Consider the following 18,719-nt stretch of genomic DNA (forward strand, 5'->3'; position numbering starts at 1 on the left):
TGTTAATCGATGAGGGTGCAGGATGAGTTTCTTTCATGCCAATCAGCGCGAAGCGCTAAACCAGAGCCTGGCTGAGCTGAACGGGCAAATTAATGTTTCATTTGAGTTCTTCCCGCCTCGTACCAGCGACATGGAAGAGACCCTGTGGACCTCTATCGATCGCCTGAGCAGTCTGAAACCGAAATTCGTTTCTGTGACCTACGGTGCGAACTCAGGTGAACGTGATCGCACCCATAGCATTATCAAAGGCATTAAAGATCGCACCGGTCTGGAAGCTGCTCCCCATCTGACCTGTGTCGATGCCACGCGCGATGAACTGCGTACCATCGCTCAGGATTACTGGAACAACGGCATCCGTCACATTGTGGCGCTGCGCGGCGATCTGCCCCCAGGCAGCGGTAAGCCAGAAATGTACGGCAGCGATCTGGTTTCGCTGCTGAAAGAGGTGGGTGATTTTGATATTTCGGTTGCGGCCTATCCGGAAGTCCATCCCGAAGCGAAAAGCGCCCAGGCCGATCTGATTAACCTGAAGCGAAAAATCGATGCAGGTGCCAACCGGGCTATTACCCAGTTTTTCTTCGACGTTGAAAGTTATCTGCGTTTCCGCGATCGCTGTGTCGCGACCGGCATTGACGTGGAAATTGTGCCGGGCATTCTGCCGGTCTCTAACTTTAAACAGCTGCAACGCTTTGCCACGCTGACCAATGTGCGTGTGCCGGGCTGGATGAGCGCGATGTTCGCCGGTCTGGATGATGATCCGGAAACGCGGAAAATGGTGGGAGCCAATATCGCGATGGATATGGTGAAAATCCTGTCACGCGAAGGGGTGAAGGATTTCCATTTCTACACGCTGAACCGTGCCGAAATGAGTTACGCCATTTGTCACACCCTGGGCGTGCGTCCTGCTGCTGCTGCGGCTTAACCGCTCTGCTTCAGCCAATAAAAAAGTCGGGAGAGTCCCGACTTTTTTTGTTTTTACTGCACCACCATTAACCGGTATTGCGCATGCCTGCCGCGACACCGGCAATGGTCACCATCAGCGCCTGCTCAACGCGGGCATCCGGTTCATCGCCATTCGCTTCCCGCGCGCGCGAACGATGCAGCAGTTCGGCCTGGAGTACGTTGAGCGGATCGGTATAGACGTTACGCAGTGCAATTGACTCGGCAATCCACGGCTGATCGGCCATCAGGTGTGAGTCATTGGCAATGGTCAGTACCGCTTTGATATCCGCATCAAGCTGATCGCGCAGCTGTTTGCCCAGCGGCCAGAGTGATTTCTCGACCAGACGCTGATCGTAATATTCCGCCAGCCACAGGTCCGCTTTTGAGAATACCATCTCCAGCATACCCAGACGGGTAGAGAAGAATGGCCAGTCGCGGCACATCGCTTCCAGCTGATCCTGATGACCGGCGGCCATCGCCTGTTGCAGGGCCGCACCGGCACCCAGCCACGCAGGCAGCATCAGACGGTTCTGCGTCCAGGCGAAAATCCATGGAATCGCACGCAGCGACTCTACGCCGCCGGTAGGTCGGCGCTTGGCGGGACGTGAGCCCAGCGGTAATTTACCCAGCTCCTGCTCCGGCGTCGCTGAGCGGAAATAGGGCACGAAGTCAGCATTTTCACGCACATAACCGCGATACATCGCACAGGAGTCGGCGGAGAGCTGATCCATAATGTCGCGCCATTCGCGTTTTGGCTCCGGCGGCGGCATCAGGTTCGCTTCCAGAATTGCGCCGGTGTAGAGCGACAGGCTGGCGATGGTGACGGCGGGTAAACCATATTTAAAGCGGATCATCTCGCCCTGTTCGGTCACGCGCAGACCGCCGCGCAGGCTGCCTGGTGGTTGCGACAGCAGCGCTGCATGGGCGGGTGCGCCGCCACGGCCAATGCTGCCGCCGCGTCCGTGGAACAGCGTCAGTGAAATCCCGGCCTTCTCACAGGTTTTAATCAGGGCATCCTGTGCCTGATATTGCGCCCAGCTGGCGGCCATCACACCGGCATCTTTCGCCGAGTCAGAATAGCCAATCATCACCATCTGTTTGCCCTGAATTAAGCCGCGATACCAGTCGATGCTCAGCAGCTGGCTCATTACGTCATTGGCATTATTCAGGTCATCAAGCGTTTCAAACAGCGGTGCAACCGGCATGGCATAGCCGATGCCTGCTTCTTTCAGCAGCAGATGCACGGCCAGCACGTCAGAAGGGGTTTTCGCCATGGAAATAACATAGGCGGCGATAGAACCCTGTGGCGCTTCAGCCGCGACGCGACAGGTCTCCAGCACTTCACGCGTTTCATCGCTGGGCTCCCAGCTGCGAGGCAGCAGCGGACGCTTGGAGTTCAGTTCACGGATCAGGAAGGCCTGCTTGTCCGCTTCGGACCAGCTTTCATAATCGCCGAGGCCCAGATAGCGGGTCACTTCAGCAATCGCTTCGGTGTGACGGGTACTCTCCTGACGCAGATCGATACGCACCAGCGGCACGCCGAAACATTTCACGCGGCGCAGCGTATCAAGCAACTGACCGTTGGCGATAATGCCCATGCCGCACTTTTGCAGTGACTGATAGATGGTAAAAAGCGGATCCCACAGCTGATCGTTGGAGACCAGCAGATCGGCCGGGCGCGGCAGACGTTCACCTTTCAGGCGACGTTCCAGGAATGACTGGGTAGTCATTAACTGGCTGCGCAGGCGTTTCAGGATCATACGATAAGGTTCAAGTGCTTCCGGATCGCCGCTGAGTTCCCGGATCTCTTCAGTGCACTCTGACATCGACAACTCAGAGATCAGTACGCCGATATCGCGCAGGAACAGGTCAGTGGCTTTCCAGCGACTCAGCTGCATAACGTGGCGGGTAATCGCCGCCGTAACGTTAGGGTTACCGTCGCGGTCGCCACCCATCCATGAGGTGAACTGAACCGGCACGAAATCGACCGGCAGCTTAATGCCGAACGCCTCTTCTACCTGCTCGTTCAGCTCACGCAGGAAGGCGGGTACGCCTTCCCACAGGCTGTTTTCCACCACGGCAAAGCCCCATTTGGCTTCGTCGATAGGGGTCGGACGATATTTGCGAATCTCATCGGTGTGCCACGCCTGTGCCACCAGCTGACGCAGACGGCGCATAATCTGGTTACGTTCGTAGTCGGAGACGTCGCTGTGATCGAGCTGTTTCAGGCAGCTGTTAACTTCGACCAGCTTGTGAATCAGCGTACGGCGGGTGATTTCAGTCGGGTGAGCCGTCAGCACCAGTTCCAGCGACAGCGACTCAATGGCCGCAAGGATGTCACTTTCGCTGATATCTTTCTGCTGCTTCAGGGTATCAAAGGTCTTTTTCAGCAGTTCGGGATGGTTCTCACCCTCGCCACTTTGCGAGATGGTCTGATACTGCTCAGCCACGTTGGTGAGGTTCAGAAACTGGCTAAAAGCGCGTGCAACCGGCAGAAGCTCCTCGTTGGAGAGGTTCTGCAGCGTATTGAGCAGTTCTTTACGATGAGTGTCATTTCCTGCACGGGATGACTTGGAGAGCTTACGGATGGTTTCCACCTGGTCGAGGATGTTCTCTCCCAGTGCATCCTTAATCGTATCCCCGAGCAGTTTGCCGAGCATACTGACATTACTTCGCATTGCGGAATATTGTTCGTTCATTGGACCCTGACACCCTTATCGTCTTGAAAAACTTCTACACCCGACCTTTCAGGCAGCAGAAAAATCAGCAACGCCATGTTCCCCCTAATCTACAGGGAACCGGCTCCGTTGCCGCCTGTCCACATTCTGAAACGCTCTGGATAATCACCCGGTGGGCATAACATCGTCTTTTATCTAGCCACGTAATGTTGCGTTCGTCAAATGCGTTAAAGTGCGCTGAAGGTGTGGCTAAATAACGGAAATTCGTAGAATTTATCGGGAACAAAGCGGGATAAGTTATTCTTATTGCTAAATCCCGCAGAATGAAGGGGCATTTTACTGTTAATGCAGTGAAATGCCCCATTTGCTGTTAATCAGTGGCAAAAATGCTGCACAACCTGACTGATAAGCGCCCTTGTCGGCTTAATAAATGCAGTATCAATAAATTCGTCTGGCTGATGTGCCTGCTCAATCGACCCCGGGCCCAGTACCAGCGTTGGGCAGAGCTGCTGAATAAAAGGCGCTTCGGTGCAGTAGTTCACCACCTCAGTGGGTATACCCAGCAATTTCTCGACCACACTAACCAGTTCATGATCTGCCGGACACTCGTAGCCAGGAATCGGCGGATGCAACTCGGCAACCGTGACACGGCCCGGCCAGCGCGCACTGACCGGTGCCAGCGCCTCGTTCAGTAGCCCATCGAGATCGTTCAGCGACAGACCCGGCAGCGGACGGATATCCATATGCAGTTCACAGCAGGCACAGATACGGTTAGCGGCGTCACCGCCATGAATATGGCCGAAGTTCATGGTGGGATAGGGGATGGCAAAGCCGTCATGGTGATAACGCTGCTGCAGCGTATTGCGCAGTTGCATCAGATGGGTGATCGACTCATGCATCAGTTCAATGGCGTTAACGCCACGTGCGGGATCGCTGGAGTGGCCCGATTTTCCCTCGATACGGATCACATTCGACAGGTGACCTTTGTGCGCACGCACCGGTTTAAGCGAGGTTGGTTCACCGATGATGGCGCAGTCGGGACGCAGCTGCGTCGATTCAGAAAAATATTTGGCGCCAGCCATGGTGGTCTCTTCATCGGCCGTAGCGAGGATATAGAGCGGCTTGCTCAGCGTGCTGACATCCACATCGCGCAGCGTATCGAGAATAAAGGCGAAGAAGCCTTTCATGTCTGCCGTGCCCAGGCCATAGAGCTTGTTGTCGTGCTCGGTCAGGGTAAAAGGATCGCGTGTCCAGCGGCCATCGTCAAAAGGAACGGTATCGGTATGACCTGCTAGCAGCAGGCCGCCCGCACCGCTTCCGGTACGCGCCAGCATATTAAATTTATTGCGGGTGCCGGGCACTGGCTGTACTTCAACGCTGAAGCCGAGGTCGCGGAACCAGCCGGCCAGCAAATTGATTAAAGTTTCATTACTCTGATCCAGTGCGGCATCGGTTGCGCTGATCGACGGTGTGGCGATTAACTGGCGGTACAGTTCAATAAAAGGCGGTAATTTTGTCTTCACTGTTGGCGGTCCTTGGGTTAGGATGTATCCATATTCATGCAGTAATAGTGAATAAAAATACATTAACGTCCTCTGCAAGGGAACCTTAAATCACTGCAGATGACAGGGCGGGTAACGGGGCAAGGCCGCGACCCGGAACGTGCGACTGTAAAAAGGGTTACAGCCTGATGTTGAATACGCTGATCGTTGGTGCCAGTGGTTATGCTGGTACAGAGCTTGCCACCTTCCTGAATCGCCATCCACATATCAACATAACCGCTTTGGCGGTTTCGGCGCAAAGCCCTGATGCCGGCAAGCGCCTCTCCGATCTCCATCCGCAGCTGAAAGGTGTGGTGGATTTGCCGCTGCAGCCGCTGAGCAGCGCGGCCGAGTGGGCAGACAAGGTGGATGTGGTGTTCCTGGCGACGGCCCACGAAGTCAGCCACGATCTGGCGCCGGAATTTCTCAAGGCTGGCTGTGTGGTGTTCGACCTGTCGGGTGCGTTCCGCGTGAATGACGCTGATTTTTATACCCGCTTTTATGGCTTCACCCATCAGCATGGCGACTGGCTGGACAAAGCCGTTTACGGCCTTGCCGAATATCAGCATGAGAAAATCCAGCAGGCGCAGCTGGTGGCTGTGCCAGGTTGCTATCCGACCGCTGCGCAGCTGGCGCTGAAGCCCCTTGTGGATGCCGGACTGTTAAACGAGGCGCAGTGGCCGGTAATCAACGCCACCAGCGGCGTGAGCGGTGCCGGACGTAAAGCCAATGTCGGCACCAGCTTCTGCGAAGTGAGCCTGCAGCCTTACGGCCTGTTCAATCATCGTCATCACCCGGAAATCGTCGCGCACCTTGGTACGCCGGTGATCTTCACTCCGCATCTGGGTAACTTCCCGCGCGGTATCCTGGCGACGATTACCTGCCGTCTGAAAGCAGGTGTCAGCCGTGAAGATATCGCCGCAGTTTTCCATCGCGCCTATGACAACAAGCCACTGGTGCGGCTCTACGAACAGGGCGTACCGGCGCTGAAAGCCGTTGTAGGTCTGCCTTACTGCGATATCGGTTTTGAAGTGCAGGGCGAGCATCTGATTGTCGTGGCAGCCGAAGATAATCTGCTGAAAGGCGCGGCATCGCAGGCGGTACAGTGCCTGAACATCCGGTTCGGCTTCCCTGAAACGCAGTCACTGATTTAACGGACAAATATACCATGACCAATCCATTGATTATCAAGCTGGGCGGTGTGTTGTTAGACAGCGAAGAAGCGCTGGCCCGCCTGTTTGAAGCGCTGCTGACCTACCGCAGCGCCCATCAGCGTCCGCTGATTATTGTCCACGGCGGCGGTTGCCTGGTGGATGAACTGATGAAAAAGCTGGCGCTGCCGGTGAAGAAGAAAAATGGCCTGCGTGTCACGCCAGCCGATCAGATCGACATTATTACCGGTGCGCTGGCGGGAACCGCGAATAAAACGCTGCTGGCCTGGGCAAAAAAATCGGGCATCAACGCGGTAGGCCTCTGCCTGGGCGATGCGGGCATCGTGAATGTCACACCGTTTGATGAAGAACTCGGCCACGTTGGCCACGCAATGCCGGGCGATCCGGCATTGCTGAACACCCTGCTGGCGGCCGGCTATATGCCGGTGGTGAGCTCAATTGGTATAACTGACAGCGGCGACCTGATGAACGTCAACGCTGACCAGGCGGCGACCGCACTGGCCTCGACGCTGGGCGCTGATCTGGTCCTGTTGTCAGACGTCAGTGGTATTCTCGACGGCAAAGGTCAGCGCATCGAAGAGATGACCGCCGACAAAGCTGAGCAGCTGATTACCCAGGGCATTATTACCGACGGCATGATTGTGAAAGTGCACGCTGCGCTTGATGCAGCGCGTACCCTGGGCCGCCCGGTGGATATTGCCAGCTGGCGTCACGCTGAGCGGCTGCCTGACCTGTTTAACGGCGTGTCGATTGGCACCCGGATTCTCGCTTAACGACTCTGATTCAAGGATTACGAAATGCAAACGCAAAACATCAAAAAAATCGTTCTGGCTTACTCCGGTGGTCTTGATACTTCGGCCATCATTCCATGGCTGAAAGAGAACTACGGCGGCTGTGAAGTCGTCGCTTTTGTCGCAGATATCGGTCAGGAGCGCGGCGATCTGGAAGGTGTAGAGAAGAAAGCCCTGCAGTCCGGCGCATCTGAATGCCACGTGGTTGACCTGCGTGAAGAGTTCATCAGCGACTATGTCTATCCGGTGCTGCAGACTGGCGCCCTCTATGAAGGCACTTATCTGCTGGGCACTTCAATGGCGCGTCCTATCATCGCTAAAGCACAGGTTGAGCTGGCGCTGAAAGTGGGTGCGGATGCGCTGTGTCACGGCGCAACCGGTAAAGGGAATGACCAGGTGCGTTTCGAAACCACCTACACCGCGCTGGCACCGCAGCTGAAAGTGGTGGCTCCGTGGCGTGAATGGAACCTGCGTTCACGTGAAGCGCTGCTGGACTACCTGAAAGAGCGCAACATTCCGACCACCGCGTCACTGGAGAAAATCTACAGCCGCGACGAAAACGCCTGGCACATCTCCACCGAAGGTGGCGTGCTGGAAAGCCCGGCCAATGCACCGAATAAAGATTGCTGGGTCTGGACTGTCGATCCGCTGGAAGCGCCTGACCAGCCTGAAGAAGTGACCGTGACCGTGGAAAAAGGTCGGGTCGTGGCGGTTAACGGTGAAAAACTGAGTCCGTTCCAGTGCCTGGAAAAACTTAACGTGCTGGGCGCAAAACATGGCGTCGGCCGTATTGATATCGTTGAAAACCGTCTGGTAGGGATTAAATCCCGCGGCTGCTACGAAACCCCTGGCGGCACTATCATGGTCAATGCGCTGCGTGCGGTTGAGCAGTTGGTGCTGGATCGCGATAGCTTCAAATGGCGTGAGCAGCTCGGCCACGAGATGTCCTATGTGGTTTATGACGGCCGCTGGTTCGCCCCGCTGCGTAAGTCGATTCAGGCCGCTGCCGAATCGCTGGCGGAAGAGGTTAACGGTGAAGTGGTACTGCAGCTCTACAAAGGCCAGGCGACAGCCACCCAGAAGCGTTCCGCGAACAGCCTCTACTCGGAAGAGTTCGCCACCTTCGGTGAAGATGAAGTGTACGATCACCGTCATGCGGGCGGCTTTATCCGTCTGTTCTCGCTCTCTTCGCGTATCCGCGCCCTGAACGAGCAGAAGAAGTAATTTTCAGGCGAGGTGCGCCTCGCCTCACAGTTTCATTTCAGGGGCGGCATTTATGCCGCCCCTTGTTTAACGATTCAGAGGAGTTTTCACATGGCACTTTGGGGTGGACGGTTTACTCAGGCAGCGGATCAACGTTTTAAACAGTTCAATGACTCGCTGCGCTTCGATTACCGCCTGGCAGAGCAGGACATTATTGGCTCTGTTGCCTGGTCCAAAGCGCTGGTGACGGTAAATGTCCTGACTCAGGATGAGCAGCAGCAGCTGGAAGCGGCCCTGAATACGTTACTGGATGAAGTCCGTGAGGATCCTGAGCAGATTCTGCAGAGCGACGCCGAAGATATCCACAGCTGGGTTGAAGGCCAGCTGATCGACAAGGTGGGCGCGCTGGGCAAAAAACTGCACACCGGACGTAGCCGTAACGATCAGGTCGCGACCGATCTTAAGCTGTGGTGCAAGGTGCAGATTGAGGCGCTGCTGGGTGCCACCCGTGATCTGCAGCAGGCGCTGGTGGTCACCGCTGAAGCCAATCAGGATGCGGTGATGCCGGGCTACACGCATCTGCAGCGTGCGCAGCCGGTGACGTTTGCGCACTGGTGCCTGGCCTACGTTGAAATGCTGGCGCGTGACGAGAGCCGTCTGCAGGATACGCTGAAGCGGCTCGATGTCAGCCCGCTGGGCTGTGGCGCACTGGCCGGTACCGCGTATGAGATCGATCGTCAGCAGCTGGCAGGCTGGCTGGGCTTTGCTTCCGCCACGCGCAACAGTCTGGATACCGTATCAGACCGCGATCACGTGCTGGAGCTGCTTTCTGACGCTGCCATCGGCATGGTGCATCTGTCGCGCTTCGCCGAAGATATGATCTTCTTCAACACCGGTGAAGCGGGCTTTATCGAACTGTCAGATAAAGTGACCTCCGGCTCATCGCTGATGCCGCAGAAGAAAAATCCGGATGCGCTGGAGCTGATTCGCGGCAAGTGTGGCCGGGTGCAGGGCGCGCTGACCGGCATGATGATGACGCTGAAAGGTCTGCCGCTGGCGTACAACAAAGATATGCAGGAAGACAAAGAGGGGCTGTTTGACGCGCTCGACACCTGGCTCGACTGTCTGCATATGTCAGTTCTGGTGCTGGATGGCCTGCAGGTTAAACGCCCGCGCTGCCAGGAAGCGGCTGAACAGGGTTACGCAAACTCCACTGAACTGGCTGACTATCTGGTCGCCAAAGGCGTGCCGTTCCGTGAAGCACACCATATCGTCGGGGAAGTAGTGGTTGCCGCCATCGGGCAGGGTGTGGCGCTGGAAGCGCTGTCGCTGGCACAGCTGCAGCAGTTCAGTGCGGTGATTAGCGAGGATGTCTATCCGATTCTGGCGCTGCAATCCTGTCTGGATAAGCGTAATGCGCAGGGCGGCGTCTCGCCACAGCAGGTTGCGCGTGCCATCGGTGACGCAAAGCAGCGTCTGGCGTAATTAACAGGTAAAAAAAAGCGGGCACATTAAATGCCCGCCAACCTCTAGCTTCAGAATTACTCATTTTTATAGGCACATCATCAAACCGCCTGCTCTCCCGGCCGACGCTCAGATTCTCTTACGCTGACAGCAAATATTGCTGCAGATCCTCACTGCCGCCAATGTGACGACCTCCCATGAAGATCTGCGGTACCGTCGCCCGGCCTGAAACGGCGCGCAGACTCACGGTTGTTGCATCCTGTCCCAGCACGATCTCTTCGTACTGAATACCATGATCCATCAGCATCTGTTTTGCCTGGGTGCAGAAGGTACAGCCAGGTTTGGTGAAGATTGAGACCGACTCCTGAGCTTTACACTCGGGCGCCAGATAGCGCAGCATGGTGTCGGCATCAGAGACCTCAAATGGGTCGCCCGGCTTGTTTGGCTCAACAAACATTTTCTCTACCACGCCGTTACGCACCAGCATCGAGTAGCGCCATGAACGTGGGCCAAAGCCTAGATCGGCTTTCTCAACCAGCATCTCCATGCCGCGGGTAAACTCGCCGTTGCCATCAGGGATAAAGGTAATGTTGTCTGCGCGCTGTTCTGCTTTCCAGGCGTTCATCACAAACGTGTCATTCACCGAGACGCACAGAATGCTGTCCACACCCTGCTGGGCAAACAGACCCGCTAATTCGTTGTAACGCGGCAGATGGCTGGAGGAGCAGGTCGGTGTGAATGCGCCCGGCAGTGAAAAAACGATGACCGTTTTGTCTTTAAACAGCGCTTCAGTGGTGACATCGACCCAGCGATCGCCCTGACGTGTGTGAAAAGTCACTGACGGAATAGCTTTACCTTCCTGACTTGCAAACATTTTTTTCTCCTGACATACCGCGTTCCATTTGATGTGCGCATTATTCCCAACCACCCTTGATAGGGCCAATCGTTCATTGCTATTCTATCTATCGCCACGGTCTATCGTGGCTTGGAGGGTAATAATGAATATTCGTGATCTTGAATATCTGGTTTCGCTTGCTGAACACCGTCATTTCCGCCGTGCTGCGGATGCGTGTCATGTCAGTCAGCCGACGTTAAGCGGGCAGATCCGTAAGCTGGAAGATGAGCTGGGTGTGATGCTGCTGGAGCGCACCAGCCGTAAAGTGCTGTTCACCCAGGCAGGTTTGCTGCTGGTGGATCAGGCGCGTACGGTGCTGCGTGAAGTGAAAGTGCTGAAAGAGATGGCCAGTCAGCAAGGGGAAGCGATGTCAGGTCCGCTGCATATCGGCCTCATCCCGACTACCGCGCCCTACTTATTGCCACAGATTATCCCGACGCTGCACCAGACATTCCCGAAACTGGAGATGTATCTGCACGAAGCGCAGACGCAGCAACTGCTGGCACAGCTCGATAGCGGCAAGCTGGACTGCGCGATTATCGCGCTGGTCAAAGAGAGCCAGGCCTTTATCGAAGTGCCGTTGTTTGATGAGCCGATGAAGCTGGCAGTCTATGCCGATCATCCCTGGTGCGATCGCGACCGGGTACCTATGTCCGATCTGGCAGGCGAGAAATTGCTGATGCTGGAAGATGGGCACTGTCTGCGTGACCAGGCGATGGGGTTCTGCTTTGAGGCGGGCGCCGATGAAGATACCCATTTCCGCGCGACCAGTCTTGAAACGCTGCGCAATATGGTGGCGGCAGGCAGCGGGATTACGCTGTTACCGGCGCTGGCAGTCCCACCGGAGCGTATCCGCGATGGCGTCTGCTATCTCACCTGCTACAAACCGGTGCCACAGCGTACAATTGCGCTGGTCTATCGACCGGGTTCACCACTGCGCAGCCGTTATGAACAGCTGGCAGAGGCGATTAAAACCCACATGCAGCACTATTTCGACGCTGCGTTAAAACAGGCGGTTTAAGCCGTTTAACGCCGCAACGCGATAGGCTTCGGCCATGGTCGGATAGTTAAAGGTGGTATTCACGAAGTACTCAATCGTGTTGCCACCGTTTTTCTGCTCCATGATCGCCTGACCGATGTGAATAATCTCGGCGGCACGTTCACCAAAGCAGTGAATTCCCAGAATCTCTTTGGTTTCCCGATGGAACAGAATCTTCAGGCTGCCAACGTTCATGCCAACGATCTGCGCTCGCGCCAGATGTTTGAACTGCGCGCGGCCCACTTCGTAAGGCACCTTCATTGCCGTCAGCTGCTGCTCGGTTTTACCCACGGAGCTGATTTCCGGAATGGTGTAAATCCCGGTTGGGATATCTTCAATCAGGTGCGCTGACGCTTCCCCTTTGATTATCGCCTGAGCGGCAATACGGCCCTGATCGTAGGCGGCTGAGGCCAGGCTCGGATAGCCAATGACGTCTCCGACGGCATAAATGTGCGGCTGAGCCGTCTGATACATGCTGTTCACTTTCAGCAGGCCACGACCATCCGCTTCCAGACCCACATTTTCCAGCGACAGTGAATCGGTATTGCCGGTACGGCCGTTAGCGTAAAGCAGACAGTCGGCTTTCACTTTCTTACCCGACTTCAGATGCATGATGACGCCATCTTCCACCCCTTCGATCTTCTCAAACTCTTCGTTGTGACGAATCACCACGCCGCTGTTCCAGAAGTGGTAAGAGAGAGAGTCAGACATCTCCTGATCAAGAAACGCCAGCAGGCGATCGCGGGTGTTAATCAGGTCAACTTTGACGTTCAGGCCACGGAAAATCGACGCATATTCACAGCCAATCACGCCCGCGCCATAAATAATGACGTGGCCCGGTTCGTGGTGCAGATTGAGAATAGAGTCGGAGTCATAAACGCGTGGATGGGTAAAGTCGACATTGTCAGGATGGTAAGGTCGTGAACCACAGGCGATAACAAACTTCTCTGCCGTCAGCGTCTCACGCGTGCCATCCGGTTGCTCAATCTCAATGGTGTTGGCATCAACAAAATGCGCATCGCCCTGATAAAGTTCACAACGGTTACGCTCGTAGAAGCCCTGACGCATGGCTGTCTGCTGGCTGATCACGTTTTCAGTGTGATTGAGTATGTCGGCAAAAGAGGAGCGAAGCAGTCGGGTATGATCGCTGTAGAGCGGATTTTGGTTGAATTCAATAATGCGACTGACGGCGTGGCGAAGGGCTTTAGAAGGGATGGTGCCCCAGTGCGTACAACCGCCGCCGATGTTGTGGTAGCGTTCAATCACGGCGATGCGCGCTCCCTGTTTTACCAGCCCCATCGCCGCCCCTTCACCGCCGGGCCCTGAGCCAATCACAATGGCATCGTAATCGTAAGACTTTTGCATACCGATACGTCCTATTATTTATACATTTTTACAACGAGATTCTAACATCTCGTCGCGCACTTCTGAATTCTATCAGCGATTTTCATCACATTTTGACAAAGAGTGAGGTTCACAGGCGGTGACAAAGATTGCCAATCTGTACGCTGAAAATTTTGTTATAGTGCCTGCTTAACACCGCTAAAGGCAGAGAGAATGGGCGTCAGAGCGCAACAAAAAGAACGTACACGACGTACACTGATTGAAGCAGCGTTCAGTCAGCTCAGCGCCGAGCGCAGTTTTGCCAGTCTGAGTTTGCGGGAGGTTGCCCGTGAAGCAGGGATTGCACCTACCTCCTTTTATCGTCATTTCAAGGATGTTGATGAGCTTGGCCTGACGATGGTAGATGAAAGCGGGCTGATGTTGCGACAGCTGATGCGCCAGGCGCGCCAGCGTATTGCCAAAGGCGGCAGCATCATTAAAACGTCGGTGTCGACCTTTATGGAGTTTATCGGCAACAATCCCAACGCTTTCCGCCTGTTACTGCGTGAACGTTCCGGCACCTCTGCCGCTTTTCGTGCCGCCGTGGCGCGTGAAATTCAGCACTTTATCGCTGAACTGGCCGATTATCTTGAGGTCGAAAATCGCATGCCGCGCAGTTTTACCGAAGCGCAGGCTGAAGCGATGGTGACCATTGTTTTCAGCGCCGGTGCAGAAGCACTGGATGTTGATGCTGAGCAGCGACGTAAGCTTGAGGATCGGCTGGTGTTACAGCTGCGTATGATCGCCAAAGGCGCTTATTACTGGTACCGCCGGGAGCAAGAGCGACTGGCGGCCACCCTGGAAAAACCCGAAGAGCAATGAGTAAGGATCAGTCCATGACCCACCCAGGTACTCGCGATAAAAGCACACTGGTACTGGCTTTTATTACCGGCTTAGCAATTAACGGCTCGTTTTCTGTGCTGTTCAGCGCCTTTGTTCCATTTTCGATTTTTCCGCTGATTGCGCTGGGTCTGGCGGCCTGGTGTCTGCATCAGCGTTACCTCAACACCAATATGCCGGACGGCATGCCAGGACTGGCAGCGGCGTTTTTCCTGCTGGGGATTCTGGTTTATAGCGCGCTGGTGCGGGCAGAATACCCGGATATTGGCTCCAACTTCGTTCCCACCGTTCTGATGGTAGCGCTGGTGTTCTGGATTGCGACGCGTTTTAAGCGCAAGCGTAATCAGTAGTGATAAAAAAAACGGGAACCTCAGGGTTCCCGTTTTTGTTTACGCTTTACGTGTCAGCAGGACACCGCATTCCATATGGTGGGTATAGGGGAACTGATCAAACAGCGCCAGCCGCGTCACATCGTGCGTTTCCGCCAGCGTCTGCAGATTGTCGCTGAGGGTCTGCGGATTGCAGGAGATATAAAGGATGCGCGGATACGCCTGCACCATTTTCACCGTCTCTTCATCCAGTCCGCTGCGCGGCGGATCGACAAAAATCGTCTCGCATTCGTAGCTGGTCAGGTCAATTCCTTCCAGACGATTAAAGCTGCGCACGCCATTCATCGCCTGGGTAAACTCTTCCGCCGCCATACGAATGATCTGCACGTTATCAATCTGGTTCACGGCAATATTGTATTGTGCTGACGCAACAGAGGGCTTGGCGATCTCAGTCGCCAGAACGCGGCGGAAATTGCGTGCCAGCGCCAGCGAGAAGTTGCCATTACCGCAGTAGAGTTCCAGCAGGTCGCCCTGTGAATCCTGCGTCACATCCAGCGCCCACTCCAGCATCTGAATATTCATCGCCGCATTAGGCTGGGTAAAACTGTTTTCGACCTGACGATAGATAATCTCGCGACCCGCTACCGGCAGACACTCATCAACGTAGTCGCGATCCAGACAGATTTTGGTTTTGGTGGCGCGACCAATCAACTGCACATCCAGCCCTTCCGCGCGAAGCTGGTCACGCAGCGCCACGGCTGCCTGCTGCCACTCATCATCCAGTTTGCGGTGATAGAGCAGCGAAATCACAATCTGATTGCTCAGGGTCGACAGATAGTCGATCTGGAACAGTTTATGACGCAGGGTACGGTTATCACGGATCGCGGCGATCATCTTTGGCATCAGCTGATTGATCAGCTGGCTGGCCGCCGGGAACTGATCAACACGGATCCGCTCGCGTGTCTGCTGATCAAAGATGATGTGATAGATATCATCGCCGTCGTGCCACAGGCGGAATTCGGCGCGCATCCGATAGTGGCTGACCGGTGAACGGAACACCTCCACGTCGGGCGCAGCAAACGGTGTCATCATCGTTTCTAAACGACTGACTTTTTCCGCCAGCTGTGCGTCATAGTCTTCAATGGGGAGATGTTCGGGTGTCATGAGCAATCCTGATTAATAGCTTACCAGCGGGCGATTGTAGGCATTCACTTGCTGATGTCCAGTCCCGCAGCGAGAAGATGTTTGGCAGTCTGGACTTCCGTATCTCCACTCCGTAGACTGCAGACGCCGGCCTCAAGCCCGAGTTAATAGGGAATCCAGTGTGAATCTGGAGCTGACGCGCAGCGGTAAGGAATGTCGTGATGAGTGCAATTGCAGACACTGTCCTGTGGGATGGGAAGTCATCATCACTTATGGTTCCCAGCCCGAAGACCTGCCGGTGTAACGTCGCTACTCGTACAATCATCGCGTGCTATTGATTGTCGGCCTGCGGCATCCTGCTTCGTCTTATGGATGCGATAAAAATGACAAAAAAAACTGCTTCGCTGTTCGCTCTGAGCGCAACGGCGATTTCTCTCTGGGCGCAATACGGTTTTGCTCAGGGGAATGATGATACGCAAATAGTCACCGCCAACCGTTTTGCTGAACCTGTTTCAGGTGTGCTGGCACCCACCACCGTTGTCACACGTGATGAGATTGATCGCTGGCAGGCCAAAAGCCTGACGGATGTGATGCGCCGCCTGCCGGGTGTCGATGTTGCGCAAAGTGGCGGGTTAGGGCAGCAGAGTTCGCTGTTTATTCGGGGCACCGAATCGAGACATGTACTGATCCTGATTGATGGTATCCGGCTTAATCAGGCGGGCATCACCGGTTCGTCTGACCTCAGCCAGATCCCGCTGTCACTGGTGCAACGCATCGAATACATTCGCGGTGCGCGTTCTGCAGTCTACGGTTCCGATGCGATTGGCGGCGTGGTGAATATCATTACGGGCCGATCGCAACCGGGCACCACGCTGACGGCGGGCGTCGGGTCAAACGGCTATCAATCCTACGACAGCTCAACCCAGCAGATGCTGGGCGATGCGACAAAGCTCACTCTGGCAGGTAACTACACCTATACCAAAGGGTATGACGTGGTGGCGGGTTATCCCAATGACTTTAGCCCGGCGCAGCACGATCGCGACGGCTTCATGAGCAAAACCCTGTATGGCAACCTTGAGCATCAGTTCAGCGATGAGCTCAGTGGTTTTGTGCGCGGCTACGGGTTTGATAACCGCACCGCCTACGACGGTTCATACACCTACGATAATAATTTCAATATTATCGGGCTGGCGGATACCCGCCAGCTCTACAGCCAGACCTGGGACACCGGGTTACGCTTCAATCGTGACTTCTACTCTACCCAGCTCATCGCCAGTTATGGCCATACCAAAGACATCAACTACGATCCGCGCAATGGCCGCTACGGTGCCGCGTCCACCTTTGATGATGTCACCCAGTACAATCTGCAGTGGGGCAACACCGTGCAGGTGGGGCAGGGGGCGATCAGCGCGGGTGTCGACTGGCAGAAAGAGACGACCGAGCCGGGCACGAACTATTTGTCAGATAGTTATGAGCAGCGTAATACCGGTCTCTACCTGACCGGCCAGCAGCAGTTTGGCAGCGTCACCCTCGAAGGTGCGGTACGCGGTGACGACAACAATCAGTTTGGCTGGCATAACACCTGGCAGACGGCGGCCTCATGGGAGTTTATCTCTGGCTATCGCGCGTTCGCCTCTTATGGCACCGCTTTTAAAGCGCCCAATCTGTCGCAGGTTTACAGCCCGTTTTATGGCAACCGTGACCTCGATCCTGAAAAAAGTAAGCAGTGGGAAGGCGGCTTTGAAGGGCTGAGCGGACCGGTGAACTGGCGTGTTTCAGGCTATCGCAACGACATCGATAATCTGATTGATAGTGATCCGGCGACTTTCCGTTACTACAACATTAAGCAGGCTCGCATTAAAGGCGTTGAAGCGACCGCAGGATTCGACACCGGGCCGCTGGCGCATCAGCTCTCTTATGATTATGTCGACGCACGGGATGGCAGCACCGATCAGCCGCTCGTACGCCGGACTAAGCAGCAGGTGAAATACCAGCTCGACTGGACGCTGTATGAGTTTGACTGGTCAGTCACCTACCATTATCTGGGTGACCGTTATGATACGGACTTTAACAGCTCTCCCAGCCGTCGCGTGAAGTTAGGGGGCGTCAGCCTGTGGGATCTCGCCGTCTCATATCCTGTCACTTCACAACTCACGGTTCGTGGTAGAATTGCCAACCTGTTCGATAAAGATTACGAGACAGTGTATGGCTATCAGACACCAGGACGAGAGTATTACCTCAGCGGCAGCTACAACTTCTGATTTGCGTCCCACCGTGCTGGTGTTTGATTCCGGCGTCGGTGGGCTTTCTGTCTATGATGAGGTCCGTCAGCTGTTGCCGGATCTTCATTATCTCTACGCCTTCGATAACGCTGGCTTCCCTTACGGTGAGAAAAGCGAGACTTTCATTGTGGATCGGGTGGTCGCTATCGTTGAGGCCATTACCCGCAGCTATCCTCTCTCGTTAGTGATCATCGCCTGTAATACGGCCAGCACCGTTTCATTGCCCGCTTTACGTGAACGTTTTGCCTTTCCTGTCGTGGGGGTGGTTCCGGCGATTAAACCGGCCGCGCGCCTGACGCGAAATGGTGTAGTGGGCTTGCTGGCGACGCGTGCCACGGTGCGCCGTCCTTATACCCATGAGCTGGTGTCGCAGTTTGCCGGTTCCTGCAAGATAGAGATGCTGGGATCAGCGGAGCTGGTTGAACTGGCAGAAGCGAAGCTCCATGGTGCGGAAGTTGCTCTGAATGAGGTGCGCCGTATTGTTCAGCCGTGGCTGCGGATGGCGGAACCACCGGACACGGTCGTTTTAGGCTGTACGCACTTTCCTTTACTGCGCGAAGAGTTGCAGCAGGTGTTACCGGAAGGAACGCGTCTGATTGATTCCGGTGCGGCAATTGCACGACGCACAGCCTGGCTGCTGGAGCATGAAGCACCTGAAGTACATTCATCGCAGCAGAACGTTGCATTTTGTACGGAGCTGGATGGCGAAGCGGTACAATTATCACCCGTTTTACAGCGTTATGGCTTCCCGTTGCTGGAAAAACTGGCGCTTTAGCGGCTTTTAGCTGAAAAAATCAGCACTCGGAATTTTATTTGAAATTAGCACTTGTCACCCTCCGAGAACTCCCTATAATGCGCCTCCACTGACACGGCACAACGGCTTACGAAGCGCCGGGTTGAGTAGGTTCGAAATCATACGAACCAGTGAGTTAAGCGAAAATAAATGCTTGACTGACAATGCGGAAAGCGTAATATACGCAGCCCGCGCCGCAGTAAATCGCGGCATGCTCTTTAACA

Annotated in this window: 15 protein-coding genes and 1 riboswitch; of the genes, 10 read left to right on the forward strand and 5 right to left on the reverse strand. The window is 55.2% G+C overall.

All coding sequences use genetic code 11. The features are described 5' to 3' along the window. Positions 1–22 precede the first annotated feature (22 nt). Entirely contained in the window at positions 23–922 is a 900-nt protein-coding gene (gene metF / locus OK412_RS18425) for a methylenetetrahydrofolate reductase (protein ID WP_010258148.1), read from the forward strand. Positions 923–989: 67 nt separating this feature from the next. Here metF and ppc read toward each other — a convergent pair whose 3' ends face one another. Together ppc and argE are read right to left on the reverse strand one after the other, a co-directional pair. Further along, positions 990–3,641, reverse strand: a complete 2,652-nt coding sequence (ppc, locus tag OK412_RS18430; protein ID WP_022624923.1) for a phosphoenolpyruvate carboxylase — start codon at positions 3,639–3,641, stop codon at positions 990–992. A 353-nt stretch (positions 3,642–3,994) separates the two neighbouring features. Then, on the reverse strand, positions 3,995–5,143 hold the full coding sequence (gene argE / locus OK412_RS18435) for an acetylornithine deacetylase (RefSeq protein WP_033786464.1): 1,149 nt from the start codon (positions 5,141–5,143) through the stop codon (positions 3,995–3,997). Between the two features lie 167 nt (positions 5,144–5,310). Between argE and argC the strand changes: the two genes are divergently transcribed. The 4 genes from argC to argH all read left to right on the forward strand — a co-directional run bounded on the left by argC (position 5,311) and on the right by argH (position 9,812). Further along, positions 5,311–6,315, forward strand: coding sequence for an N-acetyl-gamma-glutamyl-phosphate reductase (gene argC, locus OK412_RS18440; protein ID WP_010672063.1), 1,005 nt, complete (start codon positions 5,311–5,313; stop codon positions 6,313–6,315). A 14-nt stretch (positions 6,316–6,329) separates the two neighbouring features. Next, the gene (gene argB, locus OK412_RS18445; protein WP_010258140.1) at positions 6,330–7,106 is read left to right on the forward strand and encodes an acetylglutamate kinase; all 777 of its coding nucleotides are present in this window, start codon (positions 6,330–6,332) and stop codon (positions 7,104–7,106) included. Positions 7,107–7,130: 24 nt separating this feature from the next. Continuing rightward, a complete protein-coding gene (locus OK412_RS18450) occupies positions 7,131–8,348 on the forward strand; it encodes an argininosuccinate synthase (protein ID WP_022624925.1) in 1,218 nt (405 codons plus the stop codon). A gap of 90 nt (positions 8,349–8,438) precedes the next feature. Further along, positions 8,439–9,812 (forward strand): argininosuccinate lyase, encoded by a 1,374-nt coding sequence (gene argH, locus OK412_RS18455; RefSeq protein WP_264353421.1) that lies wholly within the window; start codon positions 8,439–8,441, stop codon positions 9,810–9,812. A gap of 118 nt (positions 9,813–9,930) precedes the next feature. Here the strand turns inward: argH and OK412_RS18460 are convergent, their stop codons facing one another. Beyond that, positions 9,931–10,665 carry a glutathione peroxidase gene (locus tag OK412_RS18460; protein ID WP_010672060.1) on the reverse strand — a complete coding sequence of 245 codons (735 nt, stop codon included), beginning with the start codon at positions 10,663–10,665 and terminating at the stop codon, positions 9,931–9,933. A 124-nt stretch (positions 10,666–10,789) separates the two neighbouring features. On the opposite strand from OK412_RS18460, the gene oxyR reads away from it, so the two are divergent. Next, positions 10,790–11,707, forward strand: coding sequence for a DNA-binding transcriptional regulator OxyR (oxyR, locus tag OK412_RS18465; RefSeq protein ID WP_010258132.1), 918 nt, complete (start codon positions 10,790–10,792; stop codon positions 11,705–11,707). Here the strand turns inward: oxyR and sthA are convergent. Then, positions 11,690–13,090 (reverse strand): Si-specific NAD(P)(+) transhydrogenase, encoded by a 1,401-nt coding sequence (gene sthA, locus OK412_RS18470; protein WP_010258130.1) that lies wholly within the window; start codon positions 13,088–13,090, stop codon positions 11,690–11,692. The two genes, oxyR and sthA, sit on opposite strands and share 18 nt — an antisense overlap. 192 nt (positions 13,091–13,282) lie before the next feature. On the opposite strand from sthA, the gene fabR reads away from it, so the two are divergent. Further along, positions 13,283–13,930 (forward strand): HTH-type transcriptional repressor FabR, encoded by a 648-nt coding sequence (gene fabR, locus OK412_RS18475; RefSeq protein ID WP_010258128.1) that lies wholly within the window; start codon positions 13,283–13,285, stop codon positions 13,928–13,930. 14 nt (positions 13,931–13,944) lie between these two features. Continuing rightward, positions 13,945–14,298, forward strand: a complete 354-nt coding sequence (locus OK412_RS18480) for a YijD family membrane protein (protein ID WP_010258126.1) — start codon at positions 13,945–13,947, stop codon at positions 14,296–14,298. 39 nt (positions 14,299–14,337) lie between these two features. Here OK412_RS18480 and trmA read toward each other — a convergent pair whose 3' ends face one another. Then, positions 14,338–15,441: a tRNA (uridine(54)-C5)-methyltransferase TrmA gene (gene trmA / locus OK412_RS18485; protein WP_010672059.1), complete on the reverse strand. Its 1,104-nt coding sequence runs from the start codon at positions 15,439–15,441 to the stop codon at positions 14,338–14,340. Positions 15,442–15,551: 110 nt separating this feature from the next. After that, a riboswitch (cobalamin riboswitch) is annotated at positions 15,552–15,735 on the forward strand. A 68-nt stretch (positions 15,736–15,803) separates the two neighbouring features. Here trmA and btuB point away from each other — a divergent pair. Together btuB and murI are read left to right on the forward strand one after the other, a co-directional pair. After that, positions 15,804–17,681, forward strand: a complete 1,878-nt coding sequence (gene btuB, locus OK412_RS18490; RefSeq protein ID WP_264353422.1) for a TonB-dependent vitamin B12 receptor BtuB — start codon at positions 15,804–15,806, stop codon at positions 17,679–17,681. Beyond that, a complete protein-coding gene (gene murI / locus OK412_RS18495; RefSeq protein WP_264353423.1) occupies positions 17,626–18,477 on the forward strand; it encodes a glutamate racemase in 852 nt (283 codons plus the stop codon). The genes btuB and murI overlap by 56 nt, the downstream gene beginning before the upstream one ends. Positions 18,478–18,719 lie beyond the last annotated feature (242 nt).

Source organism: Pantoea sp. JV6, assembly GCF_025910055.1.
Taxonomy (GTDB): domain Bacteria; phylum Pseudomonadota; class Gammaproteobacteria; order Enterobacterales; family Enterobacteriaceae; genus Pantoea; species Pantoea agglomerans.